Genomic DNA, 14,461 nt, shown 5'->3' with positions numbered 1-14,461 from the left:
GGGTTGAGTATTCCCCCCGCCCGGTCGGCTCGCACCTCGCTCCTCACGGTCTTCTGTCTGCTCCCATGCTGACCGGTACGGGGCCGTGCAGCGGGTGGGATCGTCCGCAACCCTCTCTCCCTGCTCCCCGCATGGCTGAGCGCGAGGGCTCCCTCGCGCTCAGCCATGCGGGGAGCAGGGAGAGAGGGTTCAGGTAGGTCTCACCCCTGCGCAGGCCCCAGTGCAGGCACGCGGTGGGGCAGTGGGAGGCCGTGGGGGAGAGGGTGCCGACCTGCTGGGCCGGGGTGATCTCGTCCCCCTCGGTGACCGAGGGGGACACGGGCTCGTAGGTCGTGCGCAGGGGCGGGGTGCCCGTCCCGGTCAGTTCCAGTGAGACCACGCCCCGTCCCGCGACCCGTCCCGCGAACAGGACCCGTCCCGCGGCGACGGCCCGGACCGGGACACCGGCGGGGGCCGCCAGGTCGACCCCGCGGTGGCCGCGGGCGTACGGGGTGGCCGGGGGTTCCCAGCCTCGCAGCACCGCGGGGCGGCTGCCCACCGGCCAGGACCGGGCGATCGCCGGAACCGGAGACGGGGGCGGGGCCGGAACCGAGGGCGCGGCTGTCGCGGAGGGCGGGGACGCGGGAGGCGTGGCCGGGGAAGGCGCAGGCGCCGCGCCGGACGCCGAGGCCGTCGCTGTGAGCAGAAGGCCCAGCGGCAGGGCCAGGAATCGGTTGACGTGCATGGGAGAACCGTCGCGCCCGCGGACCCGGCGCCGCCCAGACCTGTGGACTACTCCCCGGTTGTGGACAGCGGCGTCACCCGGTACCCCCAGGGTCCCGTACACTTCTTCTGGCGATCCGGGTCACCGGGTCGACTTCGCACGCCCCGGTACCAGGGCCCCGACCTCGGTCGGATTCCCGGTATCTGCGCCCCTCGGTCCTTCGCGGCTCGGCGCACAGCGGGCGTCAGGCGCGGGAGCCGTCCGGTTCCCGCGGCACAACCGAGAAAATCAAGGAGAGCGGCCATGGCCGTCGTCACGATGCGGGAGCTGCTGGAGAGCGGCGTCCACTTCGGTCACCAGACCCGTCGTTGGAACCCGAAGATGAAGCGCTTCATCTTCACGGAGCGCAACGGCATCTACATCATCGACCTGCTCCAGTCGCTGTCGTACATCGACCGCGCCTACGAGTTCGTCAAGGAGACCGTCGCCCACGGCGGCACGGTCATGTTCGTCGGCACGAAGAAGCAGGCGCAGGAGGCCATCGCCGAGCAGGCCACCCGCGTCGGCATGCCCTACGTCAACCAGCGCTGGCTGGGCGGCATGCTCACCAACTTCTCGACCGTCTACAAGCGTCTGCAGCGCCTCAAGGAGCTCGAGCAGATCGACTTCGAGGACGTCGCCGCGTCGGGTCTGACGAAGAAGGAGCTCCTGGTCCTCTCGCGCGAGAAGATCAAGCTCGAGAAGACCCTCGGTGGTATCCGCGAGATGTCCAAGGTTCCCAGCGCCGTCTGGATCGTGGACACCAAGAAGGAGCACATCGCGGTCGGTGAGGCCCGGAAGCTCAACATCCCGGTCGTCGCCATCCTCGACACCAACTGCGACCCCGACGAGGTCGACTACAAGATCCCGGGCAACGACGACGCGATCCGCTCCGTCACGCTGCTCACCCGCGTGATCGCCGACGCCGTGGCCGAGGGCCTCATCTCCCGCTCCGGTGTCGCCACCGAGGGCAAGGGTGACAAGGCCGCCGGCGAGCCGCTGGCCGCGTGGGAGCGCGACCTGCTCGAGGGCGAGAAGAAGGCGGACGACGCCGAGAAGCCGGCTGAGGCCGCTGCCGAGGCGCCCGCCGCCGAGGCCGCCGCTGAGGCGCCCGCCGCCGAGGAGGCCCCGGCTGCGGAGGCTCCGGCCGCCGAGGCTCCGGCCGCCGAGGCCGAGGCTCCGGTCGCCGAGACGCCGGCCGCCGAGGGCGAGCAGGCCTGACCCGTCGGGACGTGCGACGGCGGGAGCGGTGACATCAAGTCCGCTCCCGCCGTTCACCCGTAGGTCAGCGGTGGGTCACAGGCCTACAGCTCCATGGAGGCCGCAGACCCCGTAGATCTCCGATCTTCCAGACTTCGAGAAAGACTCACAGACTCATGGCGAACTACACCGCCGCCGACGTCAAGAAGCTCCGCGAGCTCACCGGCGCCGGCATGATGGACTGCAAGAAGGCGCTGGACGAGGCCGAGGGCAACGTCGACAAGGCCGTCGAAGCGCTCCGTATCAAGGGCCAGAAGGGCGTCGCCAAGCGCGAGGGCCGCTCCGCCGAGAACGGCGCCGTGGTCTCGCTCATCGCGGACGACAACTCGGCCGGCACCATCGTCGAGCTGAAGTGCGAGACGGACTTCGTCGCCAAGAGCGAGAAGTTCCAGGCCGTCGCCAACACGATCGTCGAGCACGTCGCCAAGACCGCCCCGGCCGACCTCGAGGCGCTCCTCGCCTCCGAGATCGAGCCCGGCAAGACGGTCCAGGCGTACGTGGACGAGGCCAACGCCAACCTGGGCGAGAAGATCGTCCTGGACCGTTTCGCGCAGTTCGCGGACGGCTACGTTTCCGCGTACATGCACCGCACGATGCCCGACCTGCCCCCGCAGATCGGTGTCCTCGTCGAGCTGGACAAGCCCAACGCCGAGGTCGCCAAGGGCATCGCCCAGCACATCGCCGCCTTCGCGCCGAAGTACCTCTCCAAGGAGGACGTGCCGGCCGAGGTCGTCGAGTCGGAGCGTCGTATCGCCGAGGAGACCACCCGCGCCGAGGGCAAGCCCGAGGCCGCGATCGCCAAGATCGTCGAGGGTCGTCTCAACGGCTTCTTCAAGGACGCCACGGTCCTCGGTCAGCCGTACGCCCTGGACAACAGGAAGTCCGTGCAGAAGGTCCTGGACGAGGCCGGTGTCAGCCTGAAGCGCTTCGCGCGCATCAAGGTCGGCATCTGAGTCCGTACAGCGACGGACGCCCGGCCCCGATAGGGTCGGCAGCAGTCGTCCGTGGACGCCGTCACCTGGCGTGTGACGGACGACAGCAGATCTGACGAGGAGGCCATTGCCGCGCACGGGTTGCGAACACCCCACCGGCAGTGGCCTTCTTCGTATGTGCACCACGTGAAAGAGGCGGGATCTCCCATGACCACCACCAAGGCTCAGAAGAGCGACGACGGCAAAGTGAGCGGCCGGTTTCTGCTGAAGCTGTCCGGAGAGGCTTTCGCCGGTGGCGGCAGCCTGGGTGTCGACCCCGACGTGGTGCACAAGATCGCCCGTGAGATCGCGGCCGTCGTGCGCGACGGGGCGGAGATCGCGGTGGTCATCGGCGGCGGCAACTTCTTCCGCGGCGCAGAACTCCAGGTACGCGGCATGGACCGGGCCCGCTCGGACTACATGGGCATGCTCGGCACGGTCATGAACTGCCTGGCCCTCCAGGACTTCCTGGAGAAGGAGGGCATCGACAGCCGGGTCCAGACCGCCATCACCATGGGCCAGGTCGCCGAGCCGTACATCCCGCTGCGCGCCGTGCGCCACCTGGAGAAGGGCCGCGTCGTCATCTTCGGCGCCGGTATGGGCATGCCGTACTTCTCCACCGACACCACCGCCGCCCAGCGCGCCCTGGAGATCGACGCCGAAGCGCTCCTGATGGGCAAGAACGGCGTGGACGGCGTCTACGACTCCGACCCGAAGACCAACCCCGAGGCCGTCAAGTTCGACGCCCTCGGGTACGGCGAGGTCATCACGCGCGACCTGAAGGTCGCCGACATGACCGCGATCACGCTGTGCCGCGACAACGAGCTGCCGATCCTCGTCTTCGAGCTTCTGGTGGAGGGCAATATCGCTCGGGCCGTCAAGGGTGAGAAGATCGGCACGCTGGTGAGTGAGCAGGGCAGCCGGGCCTGACCGGCGGAACTCCCCGGTCCGGCCGTAGGAATCCCGGTTCGTACGACAACACCTGACCGGGCGACGGACCCTGGTCGGGGGATGGACAATGTCCTGCCGGTCGGGAACCGTGCAGGAAGAAGACGCGACGCAGCCGGCCGCCGCCTCCGCAAGGAACCGGAGCCGGGCCTACTCAAGACACGCAGGAGCAAGTGGTGATCGAAGAGACCCTCCTCGAGGCCGAGGAGAAGATGGAGAAGGCCGTCGTGGTCGCCAAGGAGGACTTCGCCGCGATCCGCACCGGCCGTGCGCACCCGGCGATGTTCAACAAGATCGTGGCCGACTACTACGGCGCGCCGACGCCGATCAACCAGCTGGCTTCGTTCTCCGTGCCGGAGCCGCGCATGGCGGTCGTGACCCCGTTCGACAAGAGCGCGCTGCGCAACATCGAGCAGGCGATCCGTGACTCGGACCTGGGCGTCAACCCGAGCAACGACGGCAACATCATCCGGGTGGTGTTCCCCGAGCTGACGGAGGAGCGCCGCAAGGACTACATCAAGGTGGCCCGGACCAAGGCCGAGGACTCCAAGATCTCGATCCGCGCGGTGCGTCGCAAGGCCAAGGACGCCATCGACAAGATGATCAAGGACGGTGAGGTCGGCGAGGACGAGGGCCGCCGCGCCGAGAAGGAACTCGACGACACCACCGCGAAGTACGTCGCCCAGGTGGACGAGCTCCTGAAGCACAAGGAAGCGGAGCTGCTCGAGGTCTGATGAACGACTCTTCCTGGGGCGCTCCGCCACGAGCCGGTTCACAGGCCGGGTACTGGGGGCCCAACGATCACGGGGCCGTCCCGCACGGACCTGTCCAGGGGGCTGCCCCGGCGGGTCCCGCGTACGATGCGCCTGAGGCGCAGCAGACTCGCCCCATGCCCATCGTCCCCGACGTACCCGCTCATGGCGGAAACCAGGATGACGACCGGGGGGCCGCTCGGCTGGGCGGCCCCTTGTTCCGAAACGAGACGTTCCGAGGCGGGACGTTCCGAGACGAGACGTCCCACGGCGCGACGTCCCACGACGGTACGTTCCGAAACGAGACGTCCCCCGCGGGGACGTTCCGTGACGAGACCCCGTCGGCACAGCCCGCTGCGGCGGTGCCGCAGAATCCGGAGCCCATGCCCGACGCACCACAGCCGGCCTCCGCCCCGCAGAAGAAGAGCGCGGGCCGGGACCTGACTGCGGCCATAGGCGTGGGCGTCGGACTCGGTGCGGTGATCATCGCGTCGCTGTTCGTCGTCAAGGCCGTCTTCGTCGGCGTGATCGTCGTCGCGGTCGTCGTCGGCCTGTGGGAACTGACCAGCCGGCTGCAGGAGCGCAAGGGCATCAAGGCTCCGCTGGTGCCGCTCGCGGTCGGCGGCGCGGCCATGGTCGTCGCCGGATACGTCCGGGGTGCCGAGGGTGCCTGGGTCGCCATGGCCCTGACCGCGCTCGCGGTCCTGGTCTGGCGGATGACGGAACCCCCGGAGGGCTACCTCAAGGACGTCACGGCCGGCGTCTTCGCGGCCTTCTACGTCCCGTTCCTGGCCACGTTCGTCGCATTGATGCTCACCGCGGACGACGGCGCGCTCCGGGTGATGACCTTCCTGCTCCTGACGGTCGTCAGCGACACCGGTGCGTACGCCGTCGGCTGGCGCTTCGGCAAGCACAAGCTCGCTCCGCGGATCAGCCCCGGCAAGACCCGCGAGGGCCTGCTCGGCGCGGTGTCGTTCGCGATGGTCGTGGGCGCGCTGTGCATGGAGTTCGTGATCGAGGACGGCACCTGGTGGCAGGGCCTGCTGCTCGGCCTGGCGGTCGCGGTCAGCGCCACCCTCGGTGACCTCGGCGAGTCCATGATCAAGCGGGACCTCGGCATCAAGGACATGGGCACCCTGCTCCCCGGTCACGGCGGCATCATGGACCGCCTCGACTCGCTCCTGCCCACCGCGCCGGTGGTGTGGCTGTTGCTGGTGCTGTTCGTGGGGTCCGGCTGACAACTGCTCAGCCTGGCCGAAACGAGCCCCCGTCCCCCGCGGACGGGGGCTCGTCCCATGACCGGCCGCTTCGGTAGGTTCTCGGGTATGGGGACGGCGAGGCGGGGCGAGGACGGCAGATACCACGGCGACCTGCCGTGCCGGTGGTGCGAGTCGCTCCTCGCGCAGAACGGGCGGCGCAGGCCCAAGCTGTACTGCGGCGGATGGCACCGCACGAAGACGTACGTTGCCTGGTGCGCAGGCCTGATCGGCGGCCTCTTCTGAGCCGACCGGGGCACCCGAGTCGATCTGCGACACTGGAAGAGTTATGCCGAAGCCCGGAGAACTCACTTTCGTCGCCCCCCGCGGAGCCAAGAAGCCGCCGCGGCACCTCGCCGACCTCTCGCCCGCCGAGCGGAAGGAGGTGGTGGCGGAGATCGGGGAGAAGCCGTTCCGTGCGAAACAGCTGTCCCAGCACTACTTCGCGCGGTTCGCGCACGACCCGGCCGAGTGGACGGACATCCCCGCCGGTAGCCGCGAGAAGCTGCGCGAGGCGCTGCTGCCCGATCTGATGACGGTCGTACGGCATCTGTCGACGGACCAGGGGACCACCCGCAAGACGCTCTGGCGGCTGTTCGACGGCACGCTCGTGGAGTCGGTGCTGATGCGGTACCCGGACCGGGTGACCATGTGCATCAGTTCGCAGGCCGGCTGTGGGATGAACTGCCCGTTCTGTGCGACGGGGCAGGCGGGGCTGGACCGGAATCTGTCCACCGCCGAGATCGTCCACCAGATCGTGGACGGGATGCGGGCGCTGCGCGACGGGGAGGTTCCCGGCGGGCCGGCCCGGCTGTCCAACATCGTGTTCATGGGCATGGGCGAGCCGCTCGCCAACTACAAGCGGGTCGTCGCCTCGATTCGCGCGCTCACCGACCCCGCGCCCGACGGGCTGGGGCTTTCGCAGCGCGGGATCACCGTGTCGACCGTGGGGCTGGTGCCGGCCATCAACCGGTTCTCCGACGAGGGCTTCAAGTGCCGGCTCGCCATCTCGCTGCACGCCCCCGACGACGAGCTGCGCGACACCCTCGTCCCGGTGAACACGCGGTGGAAGGTGCGCGAGGTGCTCGACGCCGGGTTCGAGTACGCCGAGAGGTCCGGCCGCCGGCTGTCCATCGAGTACGCGCTGATCCGTGACATCAACGACCAGGCCTGGCGTGGTGACCGGCTCGGCCGCATGCTCAAGGGCCGGCCCGTCCATGTGAACCTGATCCCGCTCAACCCGACGCCGGGCTCCAAGTGGACCGCCTCGCGCCCCGAGGACGAGAAGGCGTTCGTCGACGCCATCGCGGCGCACGGGGTGCCCGTCACCGTTCGGGACACGCGTGGTCAGGAGATCGACGGGGCGTGTGGTCAGCTCGCCGCGACCGAGCGGTAGTCTGACCGGCGTAAGTACTGCCCTTTTTTCGGACAGTGCGGAAACCAGACATCTTCATATTCCGACAGGGGAGCGCCACAGCGCTGAGAGTGCGGCACCGGGCCGCAGACCCTCTGAACCTCGCCCAGGTCATTCTGGGTAGGAAGTTCGGTCATCACTCGAGCTGTTGCGCCCTGCCCGGACACCCCTCGTGGGTTCCGGGCGGGGCCGCGTCTCTTCCTGGTCACCTCCAGGAGGAATTCCAGTGCACACCAGGATGTTCGTCGCCGCGGCCGTGGGCCTCGGTCTTGTCACGCTGTCCGCCTGCGGATCGTCGGACGACGGCGGTTCCTCGCAGAGCGAGGGCAGGAGCAAGACCGTCACGCTCGTCAGCCACGACTCGTGGGCCGTCTCCAAGAACGTGCTCGCCGACTTCGAGAAGCAGTCCGGCTACCAGGTGAAGGTCCTCAAGGACGGCGACGCCGGGCAGGCCGTCAACAAGGCGATCCTCACCAAGGACAACCCGCAGGGCGACGTCTTCTTCGGCGTCGACAACACCCTGCTCTCCCGCGCGCTCGACAACGGCGTCTTCCAGTCGTACGAGGCGAAGGGGCTGGACCAGATCGACGGGCAGTACCAGCTGGACGCAGGGAAGCACCGGGTCACGCCCGTCGACCACGGCGACATCTGCGTCAACTACGACAAGAAGTACTTCGCCGACCACAGGCTGGCCCCGCCCGCCACCTTCGACGACCTGGTGAAGCCGGCGTACAAGAACCTCCTCGTCACCGAGAACGCCTCGACCTCCTCGCCCGGTCTCGGCTTCCTGCTGGGCACCGCCGCGAAGTACGGGGACGACGGCTGGGAGGGGTACTGGAAGAAGCTGAAGGCCAACGGTGTGAAGGTGGTCGACGGCTGGGAGCAGGCCTACAACGAGGAGTTCTCCGGTTCGGCCGGCGGCAGGAAGACCGGCGGGGACCGGCCGCTCGTCGTGTCCTACGCCTCCTCGCCGCCCGCCGAGGTGATCTACGGCGACCCGAAGCCGACGACCGCGCCGACCGGCGTCGCGGCCGGCACCTGCTTCCGGCAGATCGAGTTCGCCGGGCTACTGAGCAACGCGAAGAACAGCGAGGGCGGCAAGGCGCTGATCGACTTCCTGATCTCGAAGCCGTTCCAGCAGGACATGCCGCTCAACATGTTCGTCTACCCGGTGGCGAAGGGCGCGGCCGTGCCCGCCGAGTTCACCGAGTTCGGCCCGGCCGCCAAGGATCCGGAGACGATGGCCCCGGCGAAGATCGCCGCGGACCGCGACCAGTGGGTCAAGTCGTGGACCTCGCTCGTACTGAAGTAGGCGGGCCTCCAGCAGGCGGGCCTGGCGGGGACCGGCGGGCGGCTCCGCGCCGCCGGCCCACCGGGAGCGTGGCGCGGCTGGGGCTCATGGCCCTGCCCGTCGCGTTCTTCGGGCTGTTCTTCGCCTACCCGGTCGCCGCGATCCTCGCGCGTGGTCTGTATTCCGGCGGCGGCTGGCACTTCGGGCGCCTGTTCGACGTCCTCGGGCAGTCCGACATCCGGCACGTCCTGTGGTTCACCACCTGGCAGGCGCTCGCCTCCACCGCGCTCACCCTGCTGATCGCCCTGCCCGCCGCCTACGTCTTCGCCCGCTTCTCCTTCCCCGGCAGGCAGGTCCTGCGAGCCGTCGTGACCGTCCCGTTCGTCCTGCCGACCGTCGTCGTCGGTACGGCGTTCCTGGCGCTGGTCGGCCGCGGCGGTCTCCTCGACGAGCTGTGGGGCGTACGGCTGGACACCACCGTGTGGGCGATCCTGCTCGCGCACGTCTTCTTCAACTACGCCGTCGTCGTGCGGACGGTCGGCGGGCTGTGGGCGCAGCTCGACCCGCGGCAGGAGGAGGCCGCGCGGATGCTCGGCGCCTCGCCCCTGCGGGCCTGGCGGCAGGTCACGCTCCCGGCCCTCGCGCCGGCCGTGGCGGCCGCCGCGCTCATGGTGTTCCTCTTCACCTTCACCTCCTTCGGGGTGGTGCAGATCCTCGGCGGCCCGACCTTCTCCACGCTGGAGGTCGAGATCTACCGGCAGACCTCGGAGATCTTCGACCTGCCGACGGCCGCCGTCCTGACGATCGTCCAGTTCCTCGCCGTCGGCGCGATCCTCGCCGTGCACGCCTGGACCGTACGGCGGCGGGAGAGCGCGCTGCGGCTGGTGGACGCGGCCGGGACCGCACGGAGGCCGCGTGGGGCGGGGCAGTGGGCGCTGCTCGCAGGGGTGCTCGGCACGGTCGCGCTGCTGCTCGTGCTGCCGTTGGCGGTGCTGGTGCAACGCTCCTTCGACGCCCCCGACTTCGCCTACTATCGGGCGTTGACCAGCGATGACGGCAATGTGTTCCTGGTTCCGCCGATCGAGGCCGTCGGCAACTCGCTGGAGTACGCCCTCGCCGCCACCGTGATCGCGGTGACGGTCGGCGGGCTGGCGGCGGCGGCCCTGACGCGGCGGGACGCGGGGCGGTTGGTCCGCGGGTTCGACGCGCTGCTCATGCTGCCGCTGGGCGTCTCCGCGGTGACCGTCGGCTTCGGCTTCCTGATCGCGCTCGACGAACCTCCGCTGGACCTGCGGGCCACCTGGATCCTGGTGCCGCTCGCGCAGGCGCTGGTCGGGGTGCCGTTCGTCGTGCGGACCATGCTGCCGGTGCTGCGGGCCGTGGACGAGCGGCTGCGGGAGGCGGCGGCCGTGCTCGGGGCGTCGCCGTGGCGGGTGTGGCGGGAGGTGGACCTGCCGATGGTGCGGCGGGCGCTGCTGGTCGCCGCCGGGTTCGCCTTCGCCGTGTCGCTGGGCGAGTTCGGGGCGACGGTGTTCATCGCACGGCCCGACAACCCGACCCTGCCGGTCGCCGTGGCGCGGCTGCTGGGGCGGGCCGGGGAGCTGAACTACGGGCAGGCGATGGCCCTTTCGACGATTCTGATGCTGGTGTGCGCGGTCGCCCTGCTGGTGCTGGAGCGGCTGCGCACCGACCGTACGGGGGAGTTCTGATGCTGCGGCTCGAAGGTACGACCGTGCGGTTCGGGGGACGGGCGGTGCTGGACGCCGTCGATCTCGAAGTGGTCGAGCACGAGGTGGTGTGTGTGCTGGGGCCGAGCGGCAGCGGCAAGTCGACGTTGCTGCGGGCGGTGGCCGGGCTGCAGCCGCTGGACGCGGGGCGGGTGGTGCTCGACGGACGCGACCAGGTGGGCGTGCCCGCGCACCGGCGGGGGCTGGGGCTGATGTTCCAGGATCATCAGCTGTTCCCGCAGAGGGACGTCGGCGGCAACGTCGCCTTCGGTCTGCGCATGCGCGGCACCGACCGGCGGCGGCAGCAGGAACGGGTACGGGAGTTGCTCGAACTGGTCGGGCTGCCGCAGGCCGGCCGGCGGTCCGTCGCCTCGCTCTCCGGCGGTGAGCAGCAGCGGGTGGCGCTGGCCCGCGCGCTCGCGCCCAGTCCACGGCTGCTGATGCTGGACGAGCCGCTCGGCCAGCTCGACCGTTCCCTGCGGGAGCGCCTGGTCGTTGAACTGCGGGAGCTGTTCGGGCGGTTGGGCACCACGGTGCTCGCGGTCACTCACGACCAGGGCGAGGCCTTCGCGCTGGCCGACCGGGTCGTGGTGATGCGGGACGGGCGGATCGCCCAGTCCGGTACGCCCCTTGAGGTGTGGCAGCGGCCCGCGGACGCGTTCGTGGCGGGCTTCCTCGGCTTCGACAACGTGGTGCGGGCTAGTGTCGTCGAGGAGGCCGCGGACACGCCGTGGGGCAAGGTGCCGGTACCGGCCGGCTCCCCGCAGGGCGTCCGCACGCTGCTGGTGCGGCCGGCCGGCGTACGGCTGGTCGACGCGGAACTGGGCCTGCCCTGCACGGTCGCCGCCCGCACCTTCAAGGGCACCCATGTCGCCGTCCGCCTTCAGCCGCGGGACGCGCCGCGCCTGGAGGCGGCGTGCGCGCTGCCGCTGGCGCCGGAGGTCGGGGACACGGTCGGGGTGGAGTTCGACGCGGCCGAAATCGTGGTGCTCGACTGATCGTCCCGCCCGTACGGTGGAGCGCATGACCCTTCTCGCACATGAGCGGTACTGCGCCGAAATCGCCTACCAGGTCGGCCTGTTGCGGTCGGCGGTGACCTCCGGTGGGGCCGATCTGTCGGCCACCGTGCCGACCTGCCCGGACTGGTCGCTGGAGCAGCTCGTCCGGCACACGGGCGGCGCCCTGCGCTGGGTCGAACTGCTGGTGCGGACGCGGGCGCAGGAGAACGTCCGGGACGAGCAGGTGCCCTCGCATGCCGGGCCGGAGTCCCAGGGTGATCCGGCCGCGCTGGACGCCTGGCTCGCGGAGACGGGTGAGGCGGTCGTGGCCGCGCTGCGGGAGGCCGGGCCCGACGCGAAGGTGTGGGGCTGGGCCGGGGACGGCGACGCCCGGTTCTGGGCCCGCCGGATGACCCACGAGGTCACCGTGCACCGCGCAGACGCCGCCCGCACCGTCGGGCTGCCCTACGATGTGGCGCCCGAGGTCGCCGCCGACGCCCTGGACGAGCGGCTGTACCTGCTGGAGTGGGTGCAGCGGAACGTGCCGCACCGGGCGTCCGAGCTGCGCGCGGAGGAACACCGGGGCCGCAGCATCCATCTGCACGCCACCGACGCGCCCGCCGGACTGGACGCCGAGTGGCTGGTGGAACTGACCGGGCAGGGGATCGCCTGGCGTCGCGGACACGAGAAGGCCACGGTGGTGCTGCGTGGCCCGCTGACCTCGGTCATGCTGGCCTTCTACCGCCGACTGCCGGTGGACTCACCGGAGTTGGAGGTCATCGGCGAGCGGGAGCTGCTGGAGTTCTGGCTGGAGAGGACGACCTTCGGCTGAACCGGCGAGTGCCCGCCCCCGCGCGGGACTTCCGCGGGGGCGGGCACTCGGGCGGGTCAGCGGTTGCCGGTGCCCTTGCGGCGCATGCCGAAGAAGACCGCTCCGCCGCCCACGGCGACGAGGGCCGCCGCGATGCCGGCGATCAGGCCGGTGCGCGAACTGGCGCCGGTCTCGGCGAGGTTGGACTCCTGGGCGGCGGGCGAGGGCGCGTTGCTCGCGGAGGCCGCCGGCACGGTGGAGTCGCTCTGGGAGGCCGACTGGCCGGGCGACTTCGAACCGGCCGGGGACGAGGCCGTGTCGGAGGGGGTAGTGGCCGGGGTCGTGGGCGTCGACGGGGTGGTGGGCGTGTCGTCGGCGCCGGTGCAGGCCTTGGCGGGGGCTTCCAGGATCGGGATGTCGGCGTCGAGGTCGTTGCCCGACTTGATGTGGATCCGGTACTTCGCGCCCGGCGCCCAGTTCTCGGTGAAGGTGACGGCGATGCCCTCGGCCGATCCCTTGACCGGCGTGGGTGCGCCGATCCGCTTCAGGTCGGCGTTGTTGTTCTGGAGGAAGACCGTGACGACCGCGGGGGTGGCCGTCGCGTCGGTGTCGGTGACGGTGATGACACCCTTCGAGCCGTCGCAGGAGGCTGCCGCGGAGAACTGGCCGATTCCGAGAGGGTCGGTGGCCAGCGCGGTGCCGGAGGCGCCGAGGACAAGGGCGGCCGAGGCGCCGACGAGACCGACTATGCGCACCGAACTGGCGGCGGTACGGCGGGATGGGGACACGTTTGTCCTTTACGTGATGTGCAACTGCGGGGGGCGGAGGGGGAGATGCCGCCCCCGTGCGGCGGCGACAGCCTCCCCAGGGGTCCCACAGGTCTATAAGCGTTGCATAAGAAGTGTCAATCCGTCGATGGCTCCGGGCGCTTGGCTTTGCCCGCTCATTAACCGCCGGGACGTTTCAACGCTCCAGAAACCCGGCGTCCACGCCCCCGGGGCGCCGCGCGCGGGCGACCTCGTCGAACTCGGCGAGGGAGTCGATCTCACGGTCATGGGTGCCGACGTACGGCTGGGCGGGTGCCAGATGCACCCGCCCGTGCCAGGCGTGCTCCGCGGCCCGGTGGATCAGCCCTGGACCGCCGCCGGGTCCATCCAGACGACCTCCCAGGTGTGGCCGTCGAGGTCGTCGAAGGAACGGCCGTACATGAAGCCGTGGTCCTGCGTCTCGTTGGCCGGCGAACCGCCCGCCGCCAGGGCGCGGTCGACCAGTTCGTCGACCTTCTCGCGGCTCTCGGCGCTCAGCGCGATCATGACCTGGCTGGTCTTGGTGGCGTCCGCGATCTCCTTCTTGGTGAAGGTCGAGTAGAACGGCTTGGTCAGCAGCATCGCGATGATGCTGTCGCTGATCACGACGGAGGCCGCGTTCTCGTCACTGAACTGGGGGTTGATCGAGTAGCCCAGCTCCGTGAAGAACTTCTTGGAGGCGTCCAGGTCGCTCACGGGCAGGTTGACGAAGACCATCTGCTGGTAGGCCGGGGTGCTCATCGGGGTGTCTCCCATCGGGTCGTACGGCTGGTGCGCGGTGCGCGTGTTCTTCGGCGGGGTAGACCCGGGGCCCGCGCGGAAGTCATCGGTGGTCGAAGATTTTTCTCGCTCGGATTTTCGGGCGGCGCCTGTACGGCGTTCGTCCGGTGGCTCACGGGGTCAGCGGCAGCGCGGCGAGGGCGGCCACGGTCAGGGTGAGCGGGACGAACAGCGCGGCGAGGGCGCCCGCCCGGAGCGCCGCCGCGCTGCGCAGCGCCGTGGAAGGGGCGCCGAGGCGGAGCAGGGCGGCCGTCGTCCCGGCGCGGGCCTGGCGGGCCTCGATCGCGGCCGTCAGCAGCGTGGCGAGGGAGCAGCCGGCGACGAGGGCCGCGCCGAGGGCGGTCAGCGGGCCGAAGGAGGAGTCGGCGGGGTCGTAGAGGACGGCCATCGTGTACGCGCCGGAGGCCACCGCGCACAGGATGCCCAGGGGGGCGCCGATGCGGGACGCCTCCTCCATCAGGCCGCGGCCCGCGAGGAGGCGGAGGGCGCCGGGGCGGGCGGACTGCAGGAGACGGCCGCAGAGATGGGTGAGGCTGGGGCCGGCCACGGCGAGACCGATGGCGGTGAGGGTCCAGCCGACGAGCACCGCGGCGGGGCCGGTCGGGCCGCCGGGGAGGGTCAGGTGGTGGCCGGGGGAGCGGCTGGCGTACGCCTCCACGGCCAGTCCGGCGGCGAGGAGGGCCGCGCCCCAGGGGAGGGTCGTGG

General features: G+C 70.6%; 15 protein-coding genes, 1 pseudogene and 1 riboswitch. Of the genes and pseudogenes, 11 read left to right on the top strand and 5 right to left on the bottom strand.

The window, feature by feature from the left end; genetic code table 11:
* Nucleotides 1-43: 43 nt before the first annotated feature.
* Nucleotides 44-724 carry a M23 family metallopeptidase gene (locus P1P75_RS32015; RefSeq protein ID WP_319262204.1) on the bottom strand — a complete coding sequence of 227 codons (681 nt, stop codon included), beginning with the start codon at nucleotides 722-724 and terminating at the stop codon, nucleotides 44-46.
* Between the two features lie 282 nt (nucleotides 725-1,006).
* Here P1P75_RS32015 and rpsB point away from each other — a divergent pair, with 282 nt between their 5' ends.
* The 11 genes from rpsB to P1P75_RS31960 all read left to right on the top strand — a co-directional run bounded on the left by rpsB (nucleotide 1,007) and on the right by P1P75_RS31960 (nucleotide 12,191).
* Entirely contained in the window at nucleotides 1,007-1,963 is a 957-nt protein-coding gene (gene rpsB, locus P1P75_RS32010; RefSeq protein ID WP_319262202.1) for a 30S ribosomal protein S2, read from the top strand.
* Between the two features lie 155 nt (nucleotides 1,964-2,118).
* On the top strand, nucleotides 2,119-2,955 hold the full coding sequence (gene tsf / locus P1P75_RS32005) for a translation elongation factor Ts (protein WP_319262200.1): 837 nt from the start codon (nucleotides 2,119-2,121) through the stop codon (nucleotides 2,953-2,955).
* A gap of 186 nt (nucleotides 2,956-3,141) precedes the next feature.
* Nucleotides 3,142-3,903, top strand: coding sequence for a UMP kinase (gene pyrH / locus P1P75_RS32000; RefSeq protein WP_319262198.1), 762 nt, complete (start codon nucleotides 3,142-3,144; stop codon nucleotides 3,901-3,903).
* Nucleotides 3,904-4,097: 194 nt separating this feature from the next.
* Nucleotides 4,098-4,655, top strand: a complete 558-nt coding sequence (gene frr, locus P1P75_RS31995; RefSeq protein ID WP_086765843.1) for a ribosome recycling factor — start codon at nucleotides 4,098-4,100, stop codon at nucleotides 4,653-4,655.
* Nucleotides 4,655-5,911 (top strand): phosphatidate cytidylyltransferase, encoded by a 1,257-nt coding sequence (locus tag P1P75_RS31990; RefSeq protein ID WP_319262196.1) that lies wholly within the window; start codon nucleotides 4,655-4,657, stop codon nucleotides 5,909-5,911. The genes frr and P1P75_RS31990 overlap by 1 nt, the downstream gene beginning before the upstream one ends.
* A gap of 87 nt (nucleotides 5,912-5,998) precedes the next feature.
* Nucleotides 5,999-6,175 carry a hypothetical protein gene (locus tag P1P75_RS31985; protein ID WP_319262194.1) on the top strand — a complete coding sequence of 59 codons (177 nt, stop codon included), beginning with the start codon at nucleotides 5,999-6,001 and terminating at the stop codon, nucleotides 6,173-6,175.
* A gap of 43 nt (nucleotides 6,176-6,218) precedes the next feature.
* The gene (gene rlmN / locus P1P75_RS31980) at nucleotides 6,219-7,325 is read left to right on the top strand and encodes a 23S rRNA (adenine(2503)-C(2))-methyltransferase RlmN (RefSeq protein WP_319262192.1); all 1,107 of its coding nucleotides are present in this window, start codon (nucleotides 6,219-6,221) and stop codon (nucleotides 7,323-7,325) included.
* 56 nt (nucleotides 7,326-7,381) lie between these two features.
* A riboswitch (TPP riboswitch) is annotated at nucleotides 7,382-7,488 on the top strand.
* A gap of 81 nt (nucleotides 7,489-7,569) precedes the next feature.
* Nucleotides 7,570-8,655 carry a thiamine ABC transporter substrate-binding protein gene (locus P1P75_RS31975; RefSeq protein ID WP_319262190.1) on the top strand — a complete coding sequence of 362 codons (1,086 nt, stop codon included), beginning with the start codon at nucleotides 7,570-7,572 and terminating at the stop codon, nucleotides 8,653-8,655.
* A gap of 86 nt (nucleotides 8,656-8,741) precedes the next feature.
* The gene (locus tag P1P75_RS31970; protein WP_319262188.1) at nucleotides 8,742-10,343 is read left to right on the top strand and encodes an iron ABC transporter permease; all 1,602 of its coding nucleotides are present in this window, start codon (nucleotides 8,742-8,744) and stop codon (nucleotides 10,341-10,343) included.
* The gene (locus P1P75_RS31965) at nucleotides 10,343-11,359 is read left to right on the top strand and encodes an ABC transporter ATP-binding protein (protein WP_319262187.1); all 1,017 of its coding nucleotides are present in this window, start codon (nucleotides 10,343-10,345) and stop codon (nucleotides 11,357-11,359) included. The genes P1P75_RS31970 and P1P75_RS31965 overlap by 1 nt, the downstream gene beginning before the upstream one ends.
* Before the next feature lie 25 nt (nucleotides 11,360-11,384).
* A complete protein-coding gene (locus P1P75_RS31960; RefSeq protein WP_319262184.1) occupies nucleotides 11,385-12,191 on the top strand; it encodes a maleylpyruvate isomerase family mycothiol-dependent enzyme in 807 nt (268 codons plus the stop codon).
* Between the two features lie 56 nt (nucleotides 12,192-12,247).
* Here P1P75_RS31960 and P1P75_RS31955 read toward each other — a convergent pair whose 3' ends face one another.
* The 4 genes and pseudogenes from P1P75_RS31955 to P1P75_RS31940 form a co-directional block, all read right to left on the bottom strand.
* On the bottom strand, nucleotides 12,248-12,958 hold the full coding sequence (locus tag P1P75_RS31955) for an LAETG motif-containing sortase-dependent surface protein (protein ID WP_319262183.1): 711 nt from the start codon (nucleotides 12,956-12,958) through the stop codon (nucleotides 12,248-12,250).
* Nucleotides 12,959-13,133: 175 nt separating this feature from the next.
* Nucleotides 13,134-13,262, bottom strand: coding sequence for a hypothetical protein (locus tag P1P75_RS31950; RefSeq protein WP_319262181.1), 129 nt, complete (start codon nucleotides 13,260-13,262; stop codon nucleotides 13,134-13,136).
* A 35-nt stretch (nucleotides 13,263-13,297) separates the two neighbouring features.
* Complete coding sequence (locus tag P1P75_RS31945; RefSeq protein ID WP_319262179.1) at nucleotides 13,298-13,717, bottom strand: VOC family protein; 420 nt, start codon at nucleotides 13,715-13,717, stop codon at nucleotides 13,298-13,300.
* A 151-nt stretch (nucleotides 13,718-13,868) separates the two neighbouring features.
* A pseudogene (locus P1P75_RS31940) lies at nucleotides 13,869-14,461 on the bottom strand (hypothetical protein); the annotation flags it as partial.

It is taken from the genome of Streptomyces sp. ID05-39B (genome assembly GCF_033794725.1).
In the GTDB taxonomy this organism is placed as follows: domain Bacteria; phylum Actinomycetota; class Actinomycetes; order Streptomycetales; family Streptomycetaceae; genus Streptomyces; species Streptomyces bobili.
The sequence above is the reverse complement of the archived record's forward strand: the minus strand, read 5'-3'. Positions and strand labels throughout refer to the sequence as shown.